We start from the raw sequence: 17,391 nt of genomic DNA on the forward strand, positions 1-17,391 counted from the left end.
CGCGAACTGCTGGCCTCAACTGGCCTGGGCAAAGAGCTCCGGTTTAGTTCGCGGTGTCATAACCAAGCAGTACGAAGTCTAGAGAACAACAAACTTCGATTCTCACACAGTTCTTCGCTGCACTCCTGGCAGATCAGTTGCACTGCGTCTCAAGCCACCCAGGGATCACACAGCTCGTCCCACCCTTGGCAACACAATCCGACATGGCCCGCGAGTCGGCAACCTCCTTGGATGAGCCACTGGCAACACCCCAGACGTTGTTGTTGCCTCTCGCGGCTGATCCACAGGTACCGTTACCGGAGAACTCAAGAATGACCTCGCATCCCATGCCGGTTCCAACCAGGCGTGCGCACTGAACCAACGCATCGCTGTTGGCTTCAGGCTGAGAAGCATAGTTGGTCACAATAGTGCCAACACCGTTGATGGTGTTCACCGCAATCGCACCACGTGCTGTGGCTTCGCCGCCCCCACCACATCCTGCCAAAGTCAAGGACATTGCCAGAACAGACACCCATTTCCATTTGCTCAACACTTGGACTCTCCTGTTTTGTAGTGGCCTGAGCGACCTGCTTTACCCGGCAAATTCTCCCACGGGTAGGGAGGAATATCCCCAAGCAACACACCAATGTAGGAATTTGACGACAGACCACGTACTGGAAATAAGAGAAAACCCCGGGATCGCGGTGCCGCGAGCCGGGGTTGACGTCTCGTACTTGCGAACTGGTCGTCAGAGCGATCAGTGGAACTGCTCTTCTTCAGTCGAGCCGGTCAGGGCCTTCACGGAAGAGGACCCACCCTGGATCACGGTGGTCACGTCGTCGAAATAGCCGGCGCCGACTTCCTGCTGGTGCGACACGAAGGTGTAGCCCTTCTCGCGCGCCTTGAATTCCGGCTCCTGCACCATCTCGGTGTAGTGCTTCATGCCTTCGCCGCGGGCATAGGCGTGGGCGAACTGGAAGGTATTGAACCAGTTGATGTGGATGCCGGCCAGCGTGATGAACTGGTACTTGTAGCCCAGAGCGGACAGGTCGTCCTGGAACTTGGCGATCTGCTTGTCGTCCAGGTTCTTCTTCCAGTTGAACGAGGGCGAGCAGTTGTAGGAAAGCAGTTTGCCGGGGCAGGCAGCGTGCACGGCCTGGGCGAACTCACGGGCGAAGCCGATGTCGGGCACGCCAGTTTCGCACCACACCAAGTCGGCGTAGGGTGCGTAGGCCACGCCACGGCTGATGGCTTGCTCCAGACCGTTCTTGACTCGGTAGAACCCCTCTTGAGTGCGCTCACCGGTCAGGAAAGGCTTGTCGTTGGCGTCGTGGTCGCTGGTGATCAGGTTGGCGGCTTCGGCATCGGTGCGGGCCAGCACGATGGTGGGCACGCCCATCACGTCGGCAGCAAAGCGGGCGGCGATCAGCTTTTCGATGGCTTCCTGCGTGGGCACCAGCACCTTGCCACCCATGTGGCCGCACTTCTTCACGGCGGCCAGCTGGTCCTCGAAGTGAACGCCGGCAGCACCGGCGGCGATCATGTTTTTCATCAGTTCGAAGGCGTTGAGCACGCCACCGAAACCGGCTTCCGCATCAGCGACGATGGGCAGGAAGTAGTCGATGAACTCCGGCGAACCCGGCTCGATGCCACGGCTCCACTGGATCTCGTCCGCACGCTTGAAGGTGTTGTTGATGCGGCGGACCATGGTGGGCACCGAGTCGTAGGCGTACAGCGACTGGTCGGGGTACATGGTTTCACTGGTGTTGCCGTCGGCAGCAACCTGCCAGCCCGACAGGTACACGGCTTCCAGACCAGCCTTGGCCTGCTGCATGGCCTGGCCGGCGGTGATGGCGCCGAAGGCGTTGACGTAGCCCTTCTTGGCGCCACCGTTGACCTTTTCCCACAGCTTCTCGGCGCCACGCTGGGCCAGCGTGTACTCGGGCTGCATTGATCCGCGCAGACGCACCACGTCAGCGGCGGAGTAACCGCGCTTGACCAGCTTCCAGCGGGGATTGGTTGCCCAGTCTTTTTCCAGGGCTTCGATCTGCTGTTGGCGGCTCAGTTGTTCTTTGAGGGACTGGGGCATTTGGGACTCTCCATGAGGTTGATGAACGGGACGGCTTGTCGCTGCTGCAGACCGGAGCCGATGGGAGAACTTTAAGTCTTATAGAAGACTTTTGGAAGCTCTTATGTCTTATATAAGACAAAAAATAAAACCATTTAAAATCAACAATCTCCAAAACATATTCCGCCATACAAAATCATTTCTCTTGTATTGAGAAATTTTTTTGCAGCGCAGCAGGAGATTTTTCTCATTGCGAAATAACACAACTCCATCTGGAAGACACTGATCACCGTTGACTGGGGCATGATGCTCGCCCTATGTCATCACAGCCAAAGTTACCAACCACACCCGCAAAATTTGGTGCGTATGTCTGCCTCGCGGCCAGCATGGCGCTGGTGGGGAGCTATGTCGCACTCTCCAAACCATTGGTTACAGCCTTTCCGGTTTTCCTGCTTGCGTGGCTCCGCTTCGGTCTCGGGGGTGCGGCCATGTGGAGATGGCTGCGCAAGCCTGCCGAAGAGCCCCAGCTGTCCGCTCGCACACGAAAGCTGCTGTTTCTTGAGTCCTTTCTGGGCAACTTCCTGTTCTCAATCTGCATGCTGTTTGGCGTGTCGATGACCACGGCGGTGTCCGCTGGTGTGGTGATGTCATCCATTCCCGCGGTGGTAGCCGTCCTCAGCTGGGTGTTTCTCAAAGAGCGCATCGGCAAGCGCACCGCTCTTGGCATTGCGTGTGCTGCGGTCGGCATCGGGCTCTTTTCAATGCAGAAGGCCGGCGGGACCGCGCACGCACAAGCTGTCGGATGGTTCGGTCTCGGTCAGCAGTTCTGGGGCAACTTGCTGGTCTTCGCTGCGGTGCTTTGCGAAGCCTCCTATGTGGTCATTGGCAAGCGGCTCACGGAAGGCCTGGGGCCCAAGCGGATATCCGCCATCATCAACCTCTGGGGTTTTGTGCTGGTCACGCCCTTTGGGCTGTGGGCGGCCAGAGCCTTTGACTTCGCCTCCATCACAGCACCCATGTGGGGCCTGCTGGTCTTTTACGCACTCGCCGCCAGTGTCTGGACGGTCTGGCTCTGGATGACCGGCCTGAAGTCCGTTCCCGCCGCTCGCGCCGGGGTGTTCACAGTGATGCTCCCGATCAGCGCAGCCACCATCGGTGTGCTGTTCATGGGTGAAACCCTCAGCACCGTCCAGATGCTTGCTTTTGGTATCGCCTTGCTGGGCCTGGTTCTGGCAACCCTGCCAGGACGTTCAAGCTGAGAGGCTCACGCGCACCACAGACCGGTGGGATCGGTGATTCCCATCCAGAGCGCCCAACCGGAGGTGGCGGCCAGTGCAATACCTGCCAGCCGGATGCCCCAGCCACCCGAGCCGTCGCCTCGTAAACGCAGCAATAGCCAGGGACCGATGGTCAATGACAGTGATGTCCCAGCAGAGAACAGCGCCATGATCGTCGCGCCCTCCATCGCGTCGGCCGACAAAGAGGCGACCATCAGCGCGGAATACAGCAACCCGCATGGCATCAGGGCCCACGCGACGCCGAGCACCGCGGGAGCCTTGGCCCCCAGGCGTCCGAACACTGGTCGCGTCCTGCGCCAGACGCCTTGGGCCAGCCCGTCGAGCCATGCTGGCTGGCGAGCCTGCCAGATCAGCACCAAACCAAGCAGCATGGCTGCCACGTGAAACATGGTCCAGACCGGCCGGATCACCGAGGTGTTGGTTCCCAGCCAGGCCAGGCCTTGCACCGAGCCTGCTGCAATCGCCCCGAAGAGGGAGTAGCCAAGCAGTCGTCCGGCCTGGAAGGTCAGCAGAGCCGAAGTGCTCTGGCGCCCGGTCCCGCCACGACTGATGCCCGCACACGCGGCACCACACATGGCGACACAATGGGGACCACCAGCGATCCCCATGAACAGTGCGGTGAGTGCCATGGATGTTTGCATGGCAGAACTCTAGCAGTCGCAGCCCTCGCGCCGGTTCGAAACCACGCGAGTCAGATGATCTTGGAGAAACGCGCCCGGTCCTGGTCGACCTGCAGGTTTTTGTCGAAAACCATGGCAATGGCGCGAACCAGATACCAGCCCGATGGCGTCACCTCCACACCTGAGTCGTCGATGCGAACCAGTCCGTGTTCGGCATAGCCAGCCAGTACCTCCAACTCGCGCGCAAAGTAGCTCTTGCAGTCGATCAAGTGCCCCAGGTTGATCGATTCGAACTGAAGCTGACCCTGACACATCAGCGACATGATCACGGAGCGGCGCAGCAGGTCGTCCCTGGTCAGTGCCAGCCCGCGCACGATCGGCAGCCGGCCCTGGTCCAGCGCATCGTAGTACTCCTCGATCGTCTTGGCGTTCTGGCTGTAGGTCGCGCCGATGCGGCCGATGGCCGAGACACCCAAAGCGATCAGGTCGCAATCCGGCTGCGTGCTGTAGCCCTGGAAATTCCGGTGCAGGCGCCCTTGACGCTTGGCCACCGCCAGCGCATCCGTGGGCAGCGCAAAGTGATCCATGCCGACATAGACATACCCCGCATCACTCATGGCATCCAGCGAAGCCGACAGCATCGACAGCTTGTCTCCCGCGCTGGGCAGTTCGGCAGCGACGATTCGCCGTTGCGGCTTGAAACGCGCCGGAAGATGCGCGTAGGCATACAGCGCGATGCGGTCGGGGCGCAACTGGTTGACTTGGGCAAGCGTACGGGCAAACGACTCAGGGGTCTGCAGCGGCAGCCCATAAATGAGGTCCACGTTGACCGACTCAAACCCGATCTTGCGGGCTGTCTCGACCAGTGCGAACACCTGTTCGGCCGGCTGCACCCGGTGCACCGCTTTCTGAACAGCAGGATCGAAATCCTGGACACCGAAACTCAGGCGGTTGAACCCCAGCCTGGCCAGGGTCTGCAAACGCTGGTCCGTCACGGTGCGGGGGTCGACCTCAATGGAGTACTCGCCTCCGGGCACGAGAGTGAAGTTGCGCCGGATCATCGTCAGCAGATCTTCCAGCTCGGCGTCGGACAGGAAGGTCGGCGTCCCTCCTCCCAGATGCAGCTGGGACACGGCATGCCCCTTGCCGAAATGCTGCACCTGCAACTCCACCTCACGCGACAGATACCGCAGGTACTCCGCAGCCCTCTCGTGGTGCTTGGTAATGACCTTGTTGCAGGCACAGTAGTAGCAAACGGACTCGCAGAAAGGAATATGGACGTACAGCGACAACGGCAGCGCGAGCGAGCCTGCCCGACGCTGTTCCAGCGCCTGGATGTAGTCGCTCTCCGTGAACGCTTCTACAAAGCGGTCCGCGGTGGGGTACGAGGTGTAGCGGGGCCCCGGGATGTCGAATCGCTTGAGCAATTCGTCTGAAATGGCGTGACTCACAAACAATTCTCCAGTTCTCAGCGCGAATGTGCACCAAGGCAGAAATCGCACCCTTGATCAAGATCAAGGGCCGTCCAAGCCCCGGGTTTTCCCCCATGCGTGCAACGAGGATGAGCGCGCCCGCCTTGCTGGCACTTGTGGCCATGCGTTAAGCTTCGGGAGAAATCTGGAAGATTTATGGACATTCACAGCATCAAAGTCGCCTGTTCCAGCTGCAACCTTCGGGAGTTGTGTTTGCCAATGGGCCTCAATCCCGAGGAAATGGGCAAGCTGGACACCGTGATCTCCACGCGCAGGAGGATCAAGCGGGGAACCGCGCTGTTCAACACCGGCGACAAGTTCACTTCGCTCTACGCAGTGCGCTCGGGCTTCTTCAAAACCTGCGTGACCACGGCCGATGGGCGAGACCAGGTCACCGGCTTCCAGATGACCGGAGAAATCATCGGCATGGACGGCATCGTCAGCGACCGCCATTCCTGCGACGCGATTGCGCTTGAGGACGCCGAGGTCTGTGTGATGCCGTTTGACCAGGTCGAGGAACTCTCGCGGGAGTTCACCACACTGCAACACCATGTCCACAAGATCATGAGCCGGGAAATCGTCCGCGATCACAGTGTCATGCTGCTGCTGGGCAGCATGCGTGCCGAGGAACGTCTCGCAGCGTTCCTTCTCAATCTCGTCCAGCGTCTGCATGCACGAGGTTTCTCGCAGTCAGAGCTCATCCTTCGGATGACCCGGGAGGAGATTGGAAGTTACCTGGGCATGAAGCTCGAGACCGTGAGCAGGACTTTCTCGAAGTTCGTTGAGGAAGGCACCATCGAAGTCAAACAACGCTACGTACACATCAAGAACACCGATGCACTCAAGCAGATCGTGAACCCTCAGAGCTGCCGTTGAGTCTGGGCGTTTGAACGAAAGAAACCCCGCTTGGGCCCAAGGCCTGAGCGGGGTTTCTCTTTGTGTGCAATCCGAGGGTTAGCCGCACCCGCCGTTGCGGGCGCAGTCCCGGGGGCGCTCCGCTTCGGGAACCGGGCAGCGGTTGACTTCGAACGGAGACATGGACAACAGGGTGGTCAGCGCGCTCGATGCCATGGTGACGCCCCAGAACACAAAGAACGCCAAGGTGTAGATGGCTTGGCGAGACAACTCCAGGGGGCTGCCGAACCAATGGAGATCACCAGGGTCGACCATGGCGAAAACAACCATCTCAAGCACAGCAGCCACCAGAAAGGCAGGCCAGGCTATCCACATCCACCGCTGAGCATTCATGATGCGTCTCCTTCACTCCTGTGTTGTCACATCCGGCGGTGTGGCGTCCTACTTGGAGGGTGCCGCCGGGACGACGGGAGAGGCGGCGTGATTGCGGGCCTGATGGGCCGGCTGCAACTTGGCCATCGCATCGACCTTGGCCTGCCCTTCCAGCCGCTGAGCCGCCGCAAGATCCCTTTCGTAGTCGGACTTGTTGAGCACAGGGTCCGGATTCTTCACCGCGATGACCACGGTGACCAAGCCGGCAACGATCACCAGCAAAGGACCTCCCACCACCATCCACATGTGCGGGACTTTCCACCAGGGCGTGCTTGGCGCGCGGTCGACTGGACGAGGTATTGCTGACATGACTTGTTCCATAAGGCGTGTAATTTCAGTTTAGCGCGGAACGATGAAGACCGCCTTCTCCACCACCTCGGACGCATCAGCGGCGGTGGACCGGACGGTGAACCGTATCGGGTGCGACCCGGCGGGCGCGGCGTTGGGCGGGAGCTGCACCCGCACGGCGGCGGAACGCACTTCCGTGGAAAGCACTTCCACCTCGGTTTCCGACGCGATCATCACGCCCTCAAGACCGTCGACGCTGATCTGGTAGCGCTGCGGCGACTCGGTCGCATTCATGATCTGCAGGCGGAACACGTTTTCGATGCGCCCCTGCTCCACCATGCGCGCCAGCGCGCCACGGTCGCGAATCACATCAACTTTCAGCGGCGTGCGCAGGAAGAGGCTGACAAACACAGCCAGGGTGATGACCGCCAGAACGCTGGAGTAGACGAGCACCCTGGGACGGAAAGCGTGACGGACCATCTGCTCACGGGTCCAGCCCTTGGCCATGCCGTTCTGCGTCGAGTACTTGACCAGTCCCCGCGGATAGCCCACCTTGTCCATCACCTCATCACAGACATCAATGCAGGCACCACAGCCAATGCATTCGTACTGCAGTCCATTGCGGATATCGATGCCCGTTGGACAGACCTGCACGCAAAGCGTGCAGTCGACGCAAGCCCCAAGGCCCAGGGCCTTGGGGTCGGCTTTCTTCGAACGTGCTCCGCGCGGCTCCCCACGCGCCTTGTCGTAGGTCACGATCATCGTGTCCTTGTCGAACATGGCGCTCTGGAAGCGGGCGTAGGGACACATGTACTTGCAGACCTGCTCGCGCATGAAGCCCGCGTTGCCGTAGGTCGCGAAGCCGTAGAAGAAGATCCAGAAGGTCTGCCAGGGCCCCAGTGAAGCGGCCAGGCTCAGACTCGCCAGTTCCCGGATGGGTGTGAAGTAGCCAACGAACGTGAAGCCGGTCCAGAGGGCGAACAGGACCCACAGGGCGTGTTTGAGCGAACGCTTGCCGAACTTGCGGGCGTCCAGGCTCGATTCGTCCAGCCGGATCCGCGCCGACCGGTCCCCCTCCACCTTCTTCTCGATCCACAGAAAGATCTCGGTGTAGACGGTCTGGGGGCAGGCATAGCCGCACCAGAGGCGACCGGCGACCGCAGTGAACAGGAACAGCGCCAGCGCGGAGATGACCAGCAGTCCTGTCAGGTAGATGAAGTCCTGCGGGTAAAGGACCAGACCAAAAATATAGAAGCGGCGCGCTTCGAGATCGAAGAGCACCGCTTGGCGGGCGTTCCACTCCAGCCAGGGCAATCCGTAAAAGATGATCTGGGTGAACCAGACCAGCGCCCAGCGCCACTTTGAGAACAACCCGGACACCGAACGGGGATGGATCTTCTTTCGCGAGGCGTAGAGGGAAACCATCACCTCATCGTCCTCCGGGACACCTTTCGGCGTCTCGGGAACGATGGGAATCACGGGAGGCTTAACGGTACTTGTGGCGTCTGGCGCTGGAGAACTCACGGATGACCCGGCGGGAGAGAAGTAACTGGCTTCAGTCCATCACTGCTTGGAGGCAGGCTTGTTGGACAAACCCCAGACATAGGAAGCCAGCACGTTGATCTGAGCTTCGTTCAGCAGCGCGGCCTGCGGCGGCATGTGGTTGTTGAAACCATTGTTGACGGCACGAATGATCGCCTCTTCGCCCCAGCCATGCAGCCAGACGCCGTCGGTCAGGTTGGGCGCACCCACCGCTGCCATGCCTTTGCCCTCGGGGCCGTGGCACGCCGCGCAAGCTGCGAACTTGGCCTTGCCCTGCGAAGCACGAACCGAATCGCTCGGACTGCCGGAGAGGCTGAGCACGTAGTGGGCCACGTCCTTGACGTCTTCAGGACCACCCACAGCCGCAGCCATCGGGGGCATGACGCCGGTACGACCCTGTGCAATCGTGGTCTTGATGTAGGCGTGATCGGAACCACCCAGCCAGTCGCCATCGGCAAGGTTGGGGAAGGACTTGGCGCCGCGGGCGTCGGAACCATGGCACTGGGCGCAGTAGTTCATGAACAGGCGCTCGCCAATAGCCATCGCCTGGGCGTCGGCCGCGATCTCCTCCGGCTTCATGCCGTTGTACTTCGCATAGATCGGGGCAATGGCGTCCTCGACCTTTTTCACCTCTGCGGCGTGCTGCCCCTGGGACGACCAGCCCAGGGCACCCTGGAACTTGCCAAACATCGGGTAAAGGGCGCCGTACACGAGGGCAAAGACCACGGTGATGATGAACAGGTACACCCACCATTTGGGAAGGGGGTTGTTCATCTCACGCAGGTCACCGTCCCATACGTGTCCCGTGGTGTTGTCGGCGTGGGTGGCAGCCTTGGTCGTGCCGCTGATGTACAGCAGCACCGCGCAGGCGATGATGCTGACGAGCGTGATACCGGCCACGTAGAGGTGCCAGAAGTCGCTGATGAAGTCGCTCATGATGTTTTCTCGTGTTCGTTCCGCAATCGCTCAGTCGTCCTGGAAAGGCAGCTGGGCCGCCTCCTCGAAATCGCGCTGATTGCGTTTGGACCAGGCCCAGACCAGGATGCCGACAAAGGTCAGCAGGCTGATCGTCGTGACGATGCTGCGAAGATCGTTGATGTCCATGGTCTCGCCCCTTATTGGGTCTTGCCGTCGGCCGCCGGTGCTGCAGCCTCAGCCTCAGCCGCAGGAGCAGCGGCTGCAGGCGCGAGCTTGGCGGCACTGCGTGCGGTACCCAGCACCTGCAGGTAGGCGATCACGGCATCCTGCTCGGTCTTGCCCTTGACCTCTTCCACGGACTTGGCGATTTCTTCGTCGCTGTACGGCGCACCCAGGGTGCGCAGGGCCTTCATGCGGGCAGGAATGCCATCGGCGTCGACCGTCTTTTCGGCCAGCCAGGGGTATGCAGGCATGTTGGACTCGGGGACCACGTCGCGTGGGTTGTTCAGGTGGGCACGGTGCCACTCGTCGCTGTAGCGGCCACCGACGCGGTGCAGGTCCGGACCGGTGCGCTTCGAACCCCACTGGAAGGGGTGGTCGTACACGTATTCGCCGGCCACCGAGTAGGGGCCGTAACGCAGCGTCTCGGCTTGGAAGGGACGGATCATCTGCGAATGGCAGTTGTAGCAACCTTCCTTGACGTAGACATCGCGACCGGCCACCTGCAGCGCGGTGTAAGGCTTGAGACCTTCGATCGGCTGGGTGGTGGACTTCTGGAAGAACAGCGGCACGATTTCCACCAGACCGCCGACAGCCACCACGAGGGTGATCAGGACGATCATCAGGAAGTTGCTGGTCTCGATCCGAGCGTGTCCGCTCAGGTGTTCATTGCTGGCCATGTTGTTCTTCTCCTCAGGCGTGGGCAGGGTTGACGGCCATGACCGGGGCGTTGTGGGCCTTGCCCTGCAGCGCAGTCATGATCACGTTCCAGAGCATCACGATCATGCCGGTCAGGTACAGCACACCACCGACCAGGCGGATCACATAGAACGGGAAGGTGGCTTTCACCGACTCGACGAAGGTGTAGGTCAGGCTGCCGTCGGGGTTGACCGAGCGCCACATCAGGCCTTGCATCACACCGGCAATCCACATCGCAGCGATGTACAGCACGATGCCGATGGTGGCGATCCAGAAGTGCAGTTCGATGGCGGGCACCGAGTACATCTTCTTCTGGCCGAACAGGCGCGGGATCAGGTAGTACAGCGAACCCATGGACACCAGACCCACCCAGCCCAGGGCGCCGGAGTGCACGTGGCCCACGGTCCAGTCGGTGTAGTGCGACAGGGCGTTGACGGTCTTGATGGACATCATCGGGCCTTCGAAGGTGGACATGCCGTAGAACGACAGGGACACGATCAGGAAGCGCAGGATGGGGTCGTCACGCAGTTTGTGCCAAGCACCCGAGAGGGTCATGATGCCGTTGATCATGCCGCCCCAGCTGGGGGCCAGCAGGATGAGGGAGAACACCATTCCGACCGACTGGGCCCAGTCGGGCAGCGCGGTGTAGTGCAGGTGGTGGGGGCCCGCCCACATGTAGGTGAAGATCAGGGCCCAGAAGTGCACGATCGACAGGCGGTACGAGTAAACCGGACGCTCGGCCTGCTTGGGGATGAAGTAATACATCATGCCCAGGAAGGCTGCGGTCAGGAAGAAGCCCACGGCATTGTGGCCGTACCACCATTGCACCATCGCGTCCTGCACGCCGGCGTAGGCCGAGTAGGACTTGAACAGACTCACCGGCAGGGCCGCGCTGTTGACAATGTGCAGCAGGGCCACGGCGATGATGAAAGCGCCGAAGAACCAGTTGGCCACGTAGATGTGCTTGACCTTGCGGATGCCGACCGTGCCGAAGAACACGATGGCATAGGCCACCCAGGTCACGGCAATCAGCAGGTCAATCGGCCACTCCAGTTCGGCGTATTCCTTGCCGCTGGTGTAGCCCATCGGCAGGGTGATCACCGCCGAGACGATGACGATGTTCCAGCCGATGAAGGTGAACCACGCCAGCTTGTTGAGAAACAACGGTGTGTGGCACGTCCGCTGGACAACGTAGTAGCTCGTGGCGAACAGCACGCAACCGCCAAAGGCGAAGATCACGGCGTTCGTGTGCAGCGGCCGCAGGCGGCCGTAGGTGATCCATTCGATCCCCATGTTGAGCTCGGGCCAGGTCAGCTGGGCCGCGATGATGACGCCCACCAGCATGCCCACCACGCCGTAAATCACGGCTGCAATGGAGAACCAACGGACGACGCTGTCGTTGTAGACCGCCGGTTGGCCGGTCTTTGTTGTTACGGACATACAGAACTCCTCATTAATGCCACCGGCGAAGTGTCCACATGTAACCCAGTGAACGCCTTGACTTACGTCAATCGCCTCTAAGAATGCGCTCGCCCTCGCGCTCGACGTTGTCGAACTGACCGGCGTGCAGTGCCCACCAGAACACGCCGATGATCGCGAAGACCAGCACGATAGAGACGGGTATCAACAGATACAGGATGTCCATGTCGGCTCCTTGAAATAATCTCAATCTGAAACGCCAAGAGCCGGTTCAGGCGCCGGTCTGCTCACGCGGCGACGCGGCCAGCCGCAGCGCGTTGAGGATCACCAGCAACGAACTGCCCGCCATCCCCAGACCGGCCAGCCACGGCGGCATCCAGCCGACCAGTGCCAGAGGGACGCACACCAGGTTGTACAGCGCGGCCCATACGAGGTTCTGACGAACGATGCGCATCGTGAACCGGGCCTGCCGCAAGGTCAACACCACGTCCTGGACCTTGCCGCCCTGAAGGATGAAGTCGGATTGCGCCTGCGCCAAGGGCGCCGCATGACCGAGTGCGAACGAGGTGTCGGCCCTGGCGAGCACCGGACCATCGTTGAGACCATCACCCACCATCGCCACCCGCAGCCCCTGCGACTGCATGGACTCGATCTGCGCCAGCTTCTGCTCGGGTGAGGCACCTGCCACTACGTTCTGCACCCCCACCGTCTGCCCCACCGCCCGGGCGGCCGCTTCCCGGTCGCCCGACAGCAGCCAGGTGCGCAGCCCGGACTGGTGCAGGGCCGCCACGGCCGGGGCCGCGTCCTCGCGCACCCCTTCGCTCAGGTCAAAACTCGCCAGCCACCCCTGCGCGTCCGACAGGTGCACACGGCCTGCAGGCGCTTCCATGCCGTCACCGGCTAGGCCACAGAAGGCCGCCGACCCCATACGGAGCAGGTCGCCGTGCGCGCTCCGGGCAGACAACCCCTGCCCTGCCACCTCGGTCACCTCGTTCAAATCTGCCCGCTCGGTGGACACGCCTGCATCTCGCGCAGATGCGGCGATGGCGCGGGACACCGGGTGCAGCGAGCCTTCCGCCATGGCGGCAGCCAGCGCCAGCACCTGCCGGTGGTCAACCCCCTCACGGACCCGCTGACCCGTCAGCGCCAGACGGTCGTGGGTGAGCGTTCCGGTCTTGTCGAACACCACCGCCCCCACCTCCGCCAGCGTCTCGAACGCCTGCAGACGGCGCACCAGAATGCCGCGCCGGGCCAGAGCCCCGGCGGAACTCAGCATGGCCGCCGGCGTGGCCAGCGACAAGGCGCAGGGACAGGTCACGATCAGCACAGCCACGGCGACGGCCAGCGCCTTCGAGTGGTCGATCTGCCACCAGTATGCAAACGCGAGCGCGGCCGCCGCCAGCACGAGCACGAGGAATGGCGCCGCAATGCGGTCGGCCAAAACGGCCAGGCGCGGCTTCTCGGTGGAGGCCTTTTCCATCAGCGCCACGATCTGGGCAAACCGGGTGTCGCGCCCCAGGCGCAGCACCTCGACCAGCACCGGCCCGGCCAGGTTGTAGCTGCCGGCCACCACCCCATCGCCCTGTCGGCGGGTCACAGGATCGGACTCGCCGGTGAGCAGCGCCTCGTCCACGGTCGCGGTGCCGCTGAGCAGCCGCCCGTCTCCCGGGAAAGCCTGGCCCGCCTGCACCCGCACCACATCGCCCACCGACAGACGGCGCACCGACAGCGATTCGAAACGCCCGTCGGCGGTCTGCCGCTCGCACACCTCGGGCAGGCGGTTCATCAGCGCATCCAGCGCGCCGGCGGTGCGGTCCCGCGCCTTGAGTTCGAGGTAGCGCCCCCCCAGCAGGAAGAACACGAACATGGTCAAAGAGTCGAACCAGACCTCATGGCCCCAGGGCCCTGTCGGATCGAAGGTGGCCGCCGAGCTGGCCAGGAAGGCCACGAGGATGCCGATGGACACCGGTGTGTCCATGCCGACACGACCGAGCTTGAGGTCGCGCCACGCACCCCTGAAGAACGGTCCGCTGGCAAAAGTGACCACAGGCACGCTGAGCACCCAGCTGGCCCAGCGCAGCAGCTGGTCGATGTCGGCAGGCATCTCGCCGGGCTCGGCCACGTAGGCCGGCCACGCGTACATCATCACCTGCATGGCACAGAAGCCGGCCACGAACAGGCGCCAGAGCGCGAGCCGGGTTTCCTTCAGGCGTTCGGAAATCGACAGCGCCTGCTGCAGCGGCAGCAGGCGGTACCCGGCCTGGCCCACGGCGTCGGCCAGCGACGACATGCGGGTGGCACCGGGTTCCCACTGCAGCATCAGGCGGCGCGTCGCGGCATGAACCCGCGCGCTGCGCACGCCGGGCAGGTCCTGCAAGGCGCATTCCACCGTGTCGGCGCAGGCAGCGCAGTACATGCCCTGCACCATCAGCACGGATTCGGCCACCGTTTGGCCGTCAATTTCCTTGAATTCAGTGAAGTCGTTCAGCTCGACCGGGTCGTCGAGCACCGAAAAGTCATCGGTGACGGTCAGCGGCCCGCGATGTGGTCCGAAAGGGTCTTCCCCGCGCTGCGACTGGGCAGACGGTTCGTTGCCCAGCAAAAGCCCCACCGGGGGCGCGGTGGCGGCCTCGTTCATGCCGCGAGGGTAGTTCAAGTCGCTTTTCATGCAGTTGATTTAAGTCAACCGCTACCGGGCGGTCAATGCGTAGCCTATATTGTCCTTTCAACCACAACACAACCGGAGATCAGCATGTACAAGCGCATCCTCGTGGCCACCGATGGCTCCAAACTGTCCAACATGGCCGTCGAACACGCCATTGGCCTGGCCGACATCACCGGTGCCGAGGTCGTGGCATTGAAGGTGGTGCCGCGCTACCCGCAGACCTATTTCGAAGGCGGTGTGGCCCTGGCGGCAGCGGAAGTGGCCCGCATCGAGAAGCAGTGGAACGATGAAGCCATGGAGGCGGTCAACGCGGTCAAGGCCGCGGGACAGAAACGGGAGGTCAAGGTCAAGCCGATCACCGTCAAGTCCGACCTGATCGCCGAAGCCATCATCGCTGCCGCCAAGCGCAACAAGGTGGACCTGATCGTGATGGCCTCGCACGGCCGAAAGGGCATCAAGCGGCTGTTGCTGGGCAGCGAGACGCAGCAGGTGCTGACGCATTCTCACATCCCCGTGCTCGTCCTGCGCTGAGCGAGCCCCTCAAGCAAAAGGCCCGCGACTGCGGGCCTTTTTGTTTTGCAGCGCCAGGTTCAGGCGAACGCGCCCTTGTACTGATCGCGCAACAGGTTCTTCTGCACCTTGCCCATGGTATTGCGCGGCAGTTCGTCGACCATCACGCAACGCTTGGGAATCTTGAAGTTGGCGAGTTTTGCCTTGAGTTCGGCGATCACCCGGTCTGGGTCCACCGTGGCGCCGGGCTTGGCGATGATCACCGCCACGCCCACCTCACCGAAATCCGGGTGTGGCACGCCGATCACCGCGCTCTCGGCCACGCCCGGCATGTCGTTGATGTAGCCCTCGATCTCGGCCGGGTAGACGTTGTAGCCGCCGGAGATGATCAGGTCCTTGCTGCGGCCGACGATGGTCACGTAGCCCCTCTCGTCTACCTTGCCGACGTCGCCGGTCCGGAAGAAGCCATCGGCGGTGAACTCCTCCGCGGTCTTTTCGGGCATGCGCCAGTAGCCCTTGAACACGTTCGGGCCCTTCACCTGGATGCCGCCGATCTCGCCCGGCGCCACCAGCTTGCCGTCGTCCTCCATCACCCGCAGCGTCACACCCGGCAGGGGGAAGCCCACGGTGCCGCCGCGGCGCTCGGTGGCGCCGCCGTAGCGCGCGTCCGGGCCGCAGGGGTTGGAGGTCAGCATCACCGTCTCGCTCATGCCGTAGCGTTCCAGGATGGTGTGACCCGTGCATCGCTGCCATTCGGTGAAGGTCTCGATCAGCAGCGGCGCCGAGCCGGAGATGAACAGACGCATGTGCGCGGCCTGCGCCTTCGTCAGCGACGGCTCGGCCAGCATGCGCACGTACAGCGTGGGCACGCCCATGAAGACGGTGGCTTCCGGGAACTTGCTGATGGCCAGCTTCGGATCGAACTTTGACAGCCAGATCATCTTGCTGCCGTTGATGAGGGCGCCGTGGATGGCCACGAACAGGCCGTGCACGTGGAAGATGGGCAGCGCGTGGATCAGCACGTCGTCCGGTTGCCACTGCCAGTAGTCGCGCAGCATCAGCGCGTTGCTGCGCATGTTGCCGTGCGTGAGCATGGCACCCTTGCTGCGGCCGGTGGTGCCACTGGTGTAGAGGATGGCGGCCAGGTCGTCGTCGCTCCGGACTGCGGGCACGTGGCCGTCACTGCAATGGGCCGCGCGCTCCAGCAGACTGCCAGTGCGGTCGTCGCCCAGCGTGAAGACGTATTGCGTGCCCGCGGTGAAGGCAATCTTGCTCACCCAGCCATGGTTCTTGGGGCTGCAGACCACCACCGCCGGCTCGGCGTTGCCGATGAAGTACTCGATCTCGGCGCTCTGGTAGGCCGTGTTCAGCGGCAGGAAGACATGGCCGGCCCGCAGCGTGGCCAGGTACAGCACCATGGCCTCGACCGACTTTTCCACCTGCACGGCGATGCGCGAAGCCGGAGGAAGGTCCAGCGAGTCCAGCAGGTTGGCCATCATGGCCGTGGCGCGGTCCAGATCGCGCCAGGAATAGGACAGACCGTTGTCGGTCTCCACCGCCGCGCGGTCGAGGTCGGCGGGGAAGGCGTCGCGCAGTGCGACGAACAGGTTCTGGTTGCTCATGGTGTGGCGTGGGAGGTTCAGAAGTTCGGCGGCCGCTTGGCCAGAAAGGCGGCAATGCCTTCGCGGTGTTCGGCGCTGTCGGCGTAGTCGTAGGCGGTGGGTACCAGGGCTTCGGCGCCCTGCCCGCCCGCCAGCGCGCGCAAGGTCTGCTTGTTCAGGCGCGCGGCCTGCGGCGCCAGGCGGGCGATGCGCAGGGCGCGTTGCTGGGCCTCGGCGGGCACATCCGCGTCGTGCAGCACGGTGTGCAGGAAGCCGCGCGCGTGCAGGGTCGGCGCGTCCAGCACCGCGGCCTCCAGCAGCATCTGCCGCGCAGTGGCCAGACCCACTTCGCGCGCCACCAGCGCGGCCTCGCGCGGCGCCATCGGGAAGCCCAGCTTGGCAATCGGGGCACCGAAGCGGGCACCATGCCCTGCCACGCGGATGTCGCAGCAGCTGGCGATCTCCACGCCAGCCCCCATGCAGTTCCCCTCGATCTGTGCGATCACGGGCAGGTCACAGTCCACCATGGCCGAGAGGCCGCCCCAGACGTCGTTCTCGTGGAAATCGCGCAAGCCGTCGGGGTGAAAGCGGAAGTCGGTGTACTCGGCGATGTCACCGCCCGCACAGAAGTGCCCGCCCTCACCCGCCACCACCACCGCACGCAGCTCGCTGCGCTGCTGCAGCCCGGTGAACACCTGCCGCAGCTCGCGCCACATCGCGCGCGACATGGCGTTGAACTTGGACGGGTTGCTCAGGGTGACGCGGGCGATGGCGTCTTCAAGGTGCAGGCGGATGTGACCGGACAT

At 62.8% G+C, this 17,391-nt stretch carries 18 protein-coding genes; 3 read left to right on the plus strand and 15 right to left on the minus strand.

Annotated features, from left to right (window positions below; all coding sequences use genetic code 11):
• Nucleotides 1-133 precede the first annotated feature (133 nt).
• Nucleotides 134-532, minus strand: a complete 399-nt coding sequence (locus HPF_RS14945; RefSeq protein WP_127806128.1) for a DUF4189 domain-containing protein — start codon at nt 530-532, stop codon at nt 134-136.
• 204 nt (nt 533-736) lie between these two features.
• Nucleotides 737-2,068, minus strand: coding sequence for an isocitrate lyase (gene aceA, locus HPF_RS14950; RefSeq protein ID WP_066151490.1), 1,332 nt, complete (start codon nt 2,066-2,068; stop codon nt 737-739).
• Nucleotides 2,069-2,364: 296 nt separating this feature from the next.
• Between aceA and HPF_RS14955 the strand changes: the two genes are divergently transcribed.
• On the plus strand, nt 2,365-3,306 hold the full coding sequence (locus tag HPF_RS14955; RefSeq protein WP_079365659.1) for a DMT family transporter: 942 nt from the start codon (nt 2,365-2,367) through the stop codon (nt 3,304-3,306).
• Between the two features lie 5 nt (nt 3,307-3,311).
• Here the strand turns inward: HPF_RS14955 and HPF_RS14960 are convergent, their stop codons facing one another.
• Together HPF_RS14960 and hemN are read right to left on the minus strand one after the other, a co-directional pair.
• The gene (locus HPF_RS14960) at nt 3,312-3,986 is read right to left on the minus strand and encodes a sulfite exporter TauE/SafE family protein (protein WP_066151494.1); all 675 of its coding nucleotides are present in this window, start codon (nt 3,984-3,986) and stop codon (nt 3,312-3,314) included.
• 50 nt (nt 3,987-4,036) lie between these two features.
• The gene (gene hemN / locus HPF_RS14965) at nt 4,037-5,416 is read right to left on the minus strand and encodes an oxygen-independent coproporphyrinogen III oxidase (protein WP_066151499.1); all 1,380 of its coding nucleotides are present in this window, start codon (nt 5,414-5,416) and stop codon (nt 4,037-4,039) included.
• Nucleotides 5,417-5,593: 177 nt separating this feature from the next.
• On the opposite strand from hemN, the gene fnr reads away from it, so the two are divergent.
• Nucleotides 5,594-6,313 (plus strand): fumarate/nitrate reduction transcriptional regulator Fnr, encoded by a 720-nt coding sequence (gene fnr, locus HPF_RS14970; RefSeq protein ID WP_079365657.1) that lies wholly within the window; start codon nt 5,594-5,596, stop codon nt 6,311-6,313.
• A gap of 78 nt (nt 6,314-6,391) precedes the next feature.
• On the opposite strand, the gene HPF_RS14975 is transcribed toward fnr, so the two are convergent.
• From HPF_RS14975 to HPF_RS15015, 9 genes are all read right to left on the minus strand, one after another.
• Nucleotides 6,392-6,685: a hypothetical protein gene (locus HPF_RS14975; protein ID WP_066151503.1), complete on the minus strand. Its 294-nt coding sequence runs from the start codon at nt 6,683-6,685 to the stop codon at nt 6,392-6,394.
• Between the two features lie 48 nt (nt 6,686-6,733).
• On the minus strand, nt 6,734-6,970 hold the full coding sequence (locus HPF_RS14980) for a FixH family protein (RefSeq protein WP_066151505.1): 237 nt from the start codon (nt 6,968-6,970) through the stop codon (nt 6,734-6,736).
• 93 nt (nt 6,971-7,063) lie between these two features.
• Complete coding sequence (gene ccoG / locus HPF_RS14985; protein ID WP_079365888.1) at nt 7,064-8,437, minus strand: cytochrome c oxidase accessory protein CcoG; 1,374 nt, start codon at nt 8,435-8,437, stop codon at nt 7,064-7,066.
• 138 nt (nt 8,438-8,575) lie between these two features.
• Nucleotides 8,576-9,490, minus strand: a complete 915-nt coding sequence (gene ccoP / locus HPF_RS14990) for a cytochrome-c oxidase, cbb3-type subunit III (RefSeq protein ID WP_066151509.1) — start codon at nt 9,488-9,490, stop codon at nt 8,576-8,578.
• Nucleotides 9,491-9,520: 30 nt separating this feature from the next.
• The gene (locus HPF_RS14995; RefSeq protein WP_066151511.1) at nt 9,521-9,658 is read right to left on the minus strand and encodes a cbb3-type cytochrome oxidase subunit 3; all 138 of its coding nucleotides are present in this window, start codon (nt 9,656-9,658) and stop codon (nt 9,521-9,523) included.
• 11 nt (nt 9,659-9,669) lie between these two features.
• The gene (gene ccoO, locus HPF_RS15000) at nt 9,670-10,371 is read right to left on the minus strand and encodes a cytochrome-c oxidase, cbb3-type subunit II (protein WP_133157038.1); all 702 of its coding nucleotides are present in this window, start codon (nt 10,369-10,371) and stop codon (nt 9,670-9,672) included.
• Between the two features lie 13 nt (nt 10,372-10,384).
• The gene (gene ccoN / locus HPF_RS15005; RefSeq protein ID WP_066151514.1) at nt 10,385-11,830 is read right to left on the minus strand and encodes a cytochrome-c oxidase, cbb3-type subunit I; all 1,446 of its coding nucleotides are present in this window, start codon (nt 11,828-11,830) and stop codon (nt 10,385-10,387) included.
• Between the two features lie 67 nt (nt 11,831-11,897).
• Nucleotides 11,898-12,035 carry a cbb3-type cytochrome oxidase assembly protein CcoS gene (gene ccoS, locus HPF_RS15010; RefSeq protein ID WP_066151515.1) on the minus strand — a complete coding sequence of 46 codons (138 nt, stop codon included), beginning with the start codon at nt 12,033-12,035 and terminating at the stop codon, nt 11,898-11,900.
• Nucleotides 12,036-12,080: 45 nt separating this feature from the next.
• Nucleotides 12,081-14,477: a heavy metal translocating P-type ATPase gene (locus HPF_RS15015; protein ID WP_243721589.1), complete on the minus strand. Its 2,397-nt coding sequence runs from the start codon at nt 14,475-14,477 to the stop codon at nt 12,081-12,083.
• 84 nt (nt 14,478-14,561) lie between these two features.
• On the opposite strand from HPF_RS15015, the gene HPF_RS15020 reads away from it, so the two are divergent.
• Nucleotides 14,562-15,005: a universal stress protein gene (locus HPF_RS15020; protein WP_066151517.1), complete on the plus strand. Its 444-nt coding sequence runs from the start codon at nt 14,562-14,564 to the stop codon at nt 15,003-15,005.
• 59 nt (nt 15,006-15,064) lie between these two features.
• Here the strand turns inward: HPF_RS15020 and HPF_RS15025 are convergent, their stop codons facing one another.
• Entirely contained in the window at nt 15,065-16,606 is a 1,542-nt protein-coding gene (locus tag HPF_RS15025; RefSeq protein WP_133157039.1) for a malonate--CoA ligase, read from the minus strand.
• A gap of 17 nt (nt 16,607-16,623) precedes the next feature.
• On the minus strand, nt 16,624-17,391 hold the full coding sequence (locus HPF_RS15030) for an enoyl-CoA hydratase/isomerase family protein (protein WP_133157040.1): 768 nt from the start codon (nt 17,389-17,391) through the stop codon (nt 16,624-16,626).

The organism is Hydrogenophaga pseudoflava, from assembly GCF_004353865.1.
Lineage (GTDB): Bacteria > Pseudomonadota > Gammaproteobacteria > Burkholderiales > Burkholderiaceae_C > Hydrogenophaga > Hydrogenophaga pseudoflava.